The sequence below is a fragment of the Sphingopyxis sp. SCN 67-31 genome, assembly GCF_001725095.1.
On the sequence record NZ_MEFH01000041.1, the window covers coordinates 1 to 5,038 of the forward strand.

At 64.9% G+C, this 5,038-nt stretch carries 9 protein-coding genes; 3 read left to right on the forward strand and 6 right to left on the reverse strand.

The features are described 5' to 3' along the window. The 3 genes from ABS88_RS05070 to ABS88_RS05080 all read right to left on the reverse strand — a co-directional run. A partial coding sequence (locus ABS88_RS05070) for a hypothetical protein (RefSeq protein ID WP_286749335.1) occupies nt 1-481 on the reverse strand: 481 nt, incomplete at its 3' end. A 182-nt stretch (nt 482-663) separates the two neighbouring features. Next, nucleotides 664-1,206, reverse strand: coding sequence for a helix-turn-helix domain-containing protein (locus ABS88_RS05075; protein ID WP_286749337.1), 543 nt, complete (start codon nt 1,204-1,206; stop codon nt 664-666). Nucleotides 1,207-1,603: 397 nt separating this feature from the next. Next, on the reverse strand, nt 1,604-2,161 hold the full coding sequence (locus ABS88_RS05080; RefSeq protein ID WP_286749339.1) for a TetR family transcriptional regulator: 558 nt from the start codon (nt 2,159-2,161) through the stop codon (nt 1,604-1,606). Between the two features lie 68 nt (nt 2,162-2,229). Between ABS88_RS05080 and ABS88_RS05085 the strand changes: the two genes are divergently transcribed. The 3 genes from ABS88_RS05085 to ABS88_RS05095 are packed head-to-tail and all read left to right on the forward strand — an operon-like array spanning nt 2,230 to nt 3,353. Further along, entirely contained in the window at nt 2,230-2,658 is a 429-nt protein-coding gene (locus tag ABS88_RS05085) for a hypothetical protein (RefSeq protein ID WP_286749341.1), read from the forward strand. Then, nucleotides 2,655-2,999 (forward strand): hypothetical protein, encoded by a 345-nt coding sequence (locus ABS88_RS05090; protein WP_286749343.1) that lies wholly within the window; start codon nt 2,655-2,657, stop codon nt 2,997-2,999. The genes ABS88_RS05085 and ABS88_RS05090 overlap by 4 nt, the downstream gene beginning before the upstream one ends. A gap of 3 nt (nt 3,000-3,002) precedes the next feature. Further along, entirely contained in the window at nt 3,003-3,353 is a 351-nt protein-coding gene (locus ABS88_RS05095; RefSeq protein WP_062901943.1) for a hypothetical protein, read from the forward strand. A gap of 61 nt (nt 3,354-3,414) precedes the next feature. Here the strand turns inward: ABS88_RS05095 and ABS88_RS05100 are convergent, their stop codons facing one another. The 3 genes from ABS88_RS05100 to ABS88_RS05110 all read right to left on the reverse strand — a co-directional run. Further along, nucleotides 3,415-3,960: a fasciclin domain-containing protein gene (locus tag ABS88_RS05100; protein WP_003040873.1), complete on the reverse strand. Its 546-nt coding sequence runs from the start codon at nt 3,958-3,960 to the stop codon at nt 3,415-3,417. 84 nt (nt 3,961-4,044) lie between these two features. Further along, entirely contained in the window at nt 4,045-4,683 is a 639-nt protein-coding gene (locus ABS88_RS05105; protein WP_286749344.1) for an anti-sigma factor, read from the reverse strand. Nucleotides 4,684-4,705: 22 nt separating this feature from the next. Further along, nucleotides 4,706-5,038, reverse strand: a 333-nt coding sequence (locus tag ABS88_RS05110) for a sigma factor-like helix-turn-helix DNA-binding protein (RefSeq protein WP_286749345.1), incomplete at its 5' end; no start/stop codon positions are given.

Genomic DNA, 5,038 nt, shown 5'->3' on the forward strand with positions numbered 1-5,038 from the left:
GTGGACGCGCGCTCGGCGGCGAAGGGGGCGAGGAGCTCCGCCAAGACGGATACGGCCCGTGGCGCCGCCGCCGCCGCGCGTGGCGCCAGATCCCGAACCCCAGGATCGGCAAGATGATATAAAAGGGGCCATAAATCATCAGGCCGTAGGCGAGTTTTGGAAAGCTGCTCGTCAGTTCGCGCGAGAAATGCCCGATCACCGAGACGAGCTGGAAGGCGGCTAGCCATAAAGGATATATCCTGTTCGCCCAGAGCGCGACGGCAATGAAGCCCGCCGCCATCATGAGGTCGAATGTCAGGTGACCGATGTCGACCGATCCGTAGATCGCGCCATGGCCCGCCAAAAGGTGATAGACGGGGTCGGCAAGGGTCACGAAGCTAAGAATCGCCACGCAGATCCGCTCGGGTGCCGCTCCCCAGCGCAGTGCTGCTGCACCGAAGAGAAACATCATCACCAGATTTGCTATTTGAAGCCGGTCCATCGGCACAGCGTGGCGCGGCGCGGCGGACGGGTCAACGCCTGGGCGGCTGTACGGCGCGCCGACGTCTCGTCGGCGGCGCGAATCTGGTGACGAGACCGCACCATAAACTGAGTGTTGCGTTCATTGTCTTTCCCCTCGCATCGGCGCCCGCGGCCGATGCATTCCAATGGACGGGGGATCGGTCAGCCGTTCACGATATCCGCAAGCGCTCTGGCGACGCCAAGGCCGACCGCCAGACTGGCAAGGATCGCGAGCAGAATGATCGCGATCGCCGCACCGCGGGATAGCATGGCGTTGCTGCCATCGAGCATCCCCGGGACGACGCGCGGCTGCGGCATCTCCTCGGCCCAGGGCGCATCCACCCGAACGGCGATGCTGTCCCGAAGCCTGGCGGCCGTCTCGCCCGCATCGCTCCCGTCCCCTGTCTTCCCGAATGCAGCGCGTGCGCCTAGCTGTATAAATCCGTCATCATTTTCTACACATGGTACGGAGGCCTCCGCATCCGGCGCGATGCGATCGCGCCAGTCGCGATAGCGCCGCACAAGCTCGTGTCGCGTAATGCCGCCGAGGCGCAGACGCAGCACTTCGATGCGCCGGTTGATCGCGGGCTCGCTGACCGCGAGCGCACCCGCGATCTCCTTGCTGGTACGATTATTGGCGAGCAGTTCGAGCACGGCCCGCTGCTTTTCGGTCGCAAATGTAAAATCGTCTTCGCCGTCGCCCACGCGCTTCCCTCATCGGTGTTGAACCTAGCATAACCATCTGCGCAGATCGCAATCAATGGTCGGGAGTTTTTTGGTTAAATCGGGGCGTCGAAGGGCCGGGATGCCGATTATGAACCGCTGCACCTGTCAGGATATGAAACGCGTTGCCTGAAGGCGCTGGCTGCCTTCGGCTCACGCTTTTTGTTGAGCGCTTGACGGATAGCCGCCGACGACCCACATTCTACTTATCGTTCAACAACGGAAAGGAGGTGGTCTGATGTCTCATTGTCATATGCCGCATGCGGCAACGCTGGTGAGCTTGGCCTCCGCCATGGAGCGGCCGCTTATCTGAGCAAAGCCCCTGTTGGCTGACAATGGAAAGGCCGTCCCGCAAGGGGCGGCCTTTCACGTACCGCGATCAGCGAGGACGACCGAGATGGGAGATAGCGCGCGCGGCGCGCGCCGCCAGATCGGGCCCGCGGCCGATGTCGATGATCGCGAGACCGTCAACCGCCGCGACGATCATCGCGGCGACGGCCTGCCGATCGGCGGCCTCGTCAATCGCAAGATGCGCCTCGACCCATGACAGGAAGCCGGCCAGCATCGCTTCTGCGATCGCGGGGAAAGGGGCTTCGCCGCGGCCCGCCGCTGCAATCATCTGAACCCATAGTCGCATATAGGGCCGGATTTCCGGGCGCGTGACGAGCGCCCCGGCCCGTTCGAGGAGAGCAAGCGGCGCGAGCCTCTCGCCTTCGCCGACCGCTTCGCCAATATGCCCGGCAAGGTCCGCGGCGATCCGCTGCGCGGCGCAGCCCAGCACCTCGGCCTTGTCGGTGAAATAATAAAGCAGCATCCGGTCGCTGACCGCCGCGGCGCGCGCGAGCTCGCGCAAACTCGTCTGCGCGAGCCCATGGTCGAGCAAATGCGCTGCCAGAGCGACCTCGACCCGTGCACGCTGTTCTTCGCGGCTGACCATCTTCACCTCTTGCGCCCGCTGCTAGCGATCGATATGAATGTAGCAACTGCTACATGGATTCGCATCCGATGATGTACGGACCTGACCATAAGCTGTTCGAGCTTGCGCCCATTGGCGCGGCGCTGGTCTTTGTCGCCTTCATCTTTGTCAAAATCGCGCGCCCGGCCAGAGCGCGCGGTAGCTGGCTGCTGGCGGCGGCAGCGTCATCGCTCTTCGCGATCTGGAGCGGTTACGCCGCGCTTACCGGCGGCTGGGCCGGCTTCTGGCCGCTTCATCAGGCCGGCGTCTGGGGCAATCAGATCTGGTTCGATCTGCTGCTCGCGGTCGGCACCGCCTGGTCGCTGCTCCTGCCGCGCGCGCGATCGGTCGGGATGCGGGTGGTTCCTTGGACCCTCTTCGTCGTTGCGACCGGCAGCATCGGCCTTTGCGCGATGCTCGCGCGCTGTCTTTATCTGGAAGAATCGCCGCAGGGCGAATTGGGAGGGGATTTGGCATGACCTTGTTTCGGCTGTTTCTGGCGACCTGTTTGGTCGTCATCATCGCCTATACCGGCGTCACCATCGCGCATCACGGCTGGAATCTGCTGCCGGTCTTTTTCGGCGACATGGCGGCAATGAGTTGGCCCGGCCAGTTCAATCTCGACTTCTTCTGCTTCCTGCTGCTCTCCGGCATCTGGACCGCGTGGCGGGGGCATTTCAGCGCGGCATCGCTTCTGCTGGGCCTCGTCGCGGTTTTTGGCGGGATGCTGTTCCTGTCACTCTATCTCTTGTGGCTGAGCTACCGGTGCCGCGGCGATGCGCGGGCGATGCTGCTCGGTCCGGTGCGCGCGCAAGGCTGAACCATGACGCCGATGCTTTACGTCTCGCTCCTGCTCAACGTAGCGGTCCTCATACCGGTTTGCCTGGGTCTTGCGCGCGGCGCCCGCTGGGCCGATGAGGCATGGGGGCCGCCGAGTCCGGCGCGGGGCATATTGCTAAGCATTTATGCCGCGATCCTGATCCTTTCGGTGCTGCTGCTGTTGCTCGGCCAGCCGTTGCTCGCCGCGCCACTGCTCGCGGTGCAGATACTTTACAAGCTGATGGCGCCCTTCATCGTGCGAGACTGGCGCAATCCTGTCATCCTGAGCAATCTCGCTATCGCGGCGGTTCATTGCGTAACGCTTGCCGGGCTTTGGTCTGGCTTGCGCCTCTGAACATCCGCTTCACTGTAAAGAGCGCCCCCGCCGCGCGGCGCGCAGCAGGGGGCGTCTCGCTTCACGGCATCAGGACCGCGTCGATGACGTGGATGACGCCATTCGACTGCAGAACGTCGGCGGGACCGATCTTTGCCTTGCCGCCCTTGGCGTCGCTGACATACCAGCTTCCGTCCTTTTGCCAGACGGTAAGGGCTTCGCCCTCGACGGTCGTCAGAACGGCCTTGCCGCCGTTGGCCGCCGCCTTTGCCGCAATGTCGGCTGCAGTCAGGCGTCCGGGTACGACGTGATAAGTCAGGATCCCGGTAAGCTTTGCCTTGTTTTCCGGGAGAAGCAGCGTGTCGACCGTACCGGCGGGCAGTTTTGCAAACGCCGCATCGGTTGGCGCGAAGACCGTGAAAGGCCCCGGCGAGGCGAGCGTGTCGACGAGACCGGCGGCCTTCACCGCCGCCACCAGCGTCTTGTGATCGGCTGAGGCTGCAGCATTTTCGACAATATTCTTCGTCTCGTACATCGCGGCGCCGCCGACCATGGGATTTTTGGCGTGGGCGCCGGTGGTCGCGAGCGCAGCAGCGGCAAGGGCAAGAGTGATGTGCGAAATCTTCATCGAACATTCCTTTCCTGAATTTTTCGCCCCGGATGGGGGAGGGGCAGTGAAGCTACGGAATGGCTCGGCGGGCGGATGCACCCGCTAGATAAAAATTATCGCGCCGCGCGCGAGTGGCGGTCCGCTGGGCCGGAGGTGCGGCGTCGTCGAAGGTGCCTCGATCGTGATCGCGAACTCGCTGCCGCTCTGAACGAGCGGCCTGAGCGCGCGCGGCATGATCATTTCCGAACGTCCTTGCGGTGCAAGCTGGCCGAGCGACACCGGCGCCATGCCGGGGCGCAGGATCCAAAGTTCCGGGCGCCCCGGCCCCGGCAGTGCTCCCGCTATCTCGACGCGCATCCGGCCCGACTTGGCCGCATAGCGCGCTCCGACCACCAGGTCGGGACCGACCAACGTCGCGACCGCAAGGTTCGGTGCACGGCGCGCCTCGGGGGAAGGCCAGACCAGAACGGTCAGCATCAGAAGGGCCGCTGCCCCTGCCATCGCCATCGAGGCGCGCGGCCAGCGGCTCTGCGACGCCTTCCGCGCATCAATCGCGACGGCGATGCGGGCCCAGACCTCGCGCGGTGGTAATTGGTCTTCGACCTGCCAGGCAAGCGCGCCGAAATGCTCTTCCCAGGCCGCGACCTCGGCGGCAAAGCGCGCGTCGCTTGCAAGGCGGGCGGCGGCGATTGCCTGCTCATCCCGCGATAACAGGCCGAGCACCAGCTCCGCGGCGAGCACGTCGGCGGTGGCGGAACGACCGTCAGACATCGCCGAGGCAGGCGCGCAAGCGAACGAGCGAGCGCCGGATGATGCTCTTGATCGTGCCGAGCGGCAGCGCTTCGCGCGCCGCAAGTTCGCGGTAGGAAAGCCCCTCGAAAAAGGCGGTCCGCAAAAAGCCCGCGGCGCGCGCATCGAGCGCCGCGAGGCAGCGGTCGATGGTCGCGCGGCTGTCGCGCTGGTCCAGCAGCGCCTCCGGACCTGCGCCTTCGTCGGCGCGCAGGCTCAGCGCGTCGTCGATCGGTTGCTGGCGCAGCAGGCCGCGTGCTTCAGCCGAGCGACGCCAGTCGATCGCGGCATTTCGCGCTATCGCGGC

Coding starts and splice junctions, on each gene's coding strand:
- ABS88_RS05080 (WP_286749339.1), bottom strand. CDS start 2,161: ATGGTCAGCCGCGAAGAACAGCGTGCACGGGTCGAGGTCGCTCTGGCA.
- ABS88_RS05095 (WP_062901943.1), top strand. CDS start 3,003: ATGACGCCGATGCTTTACGTCTCGCTCCTGCTCAACGTAGCGGTCCTC.
- ABS88_RS05100 (WP_003040873.1), bottom strand. CDS start 3,960: ATGAAGATTTCGCACATCACTCTTGCCCTTGCCGCTGCTGCGCTCGCG.
- ABS88_RS05085 (WP_286749341.1), top strand. CDS start 2,230: ATGATGTACGGACCTGACCATAAGCTGTTCGAGCTTGCGCCCATTGGC.
- ABS88_RS05090 (WP_286749343.1), top strand. CDS start 2,655: ATGACCTTGTTTCGGCTGTTTCTGGCGACCTGTTTGGTCGTCATCATC.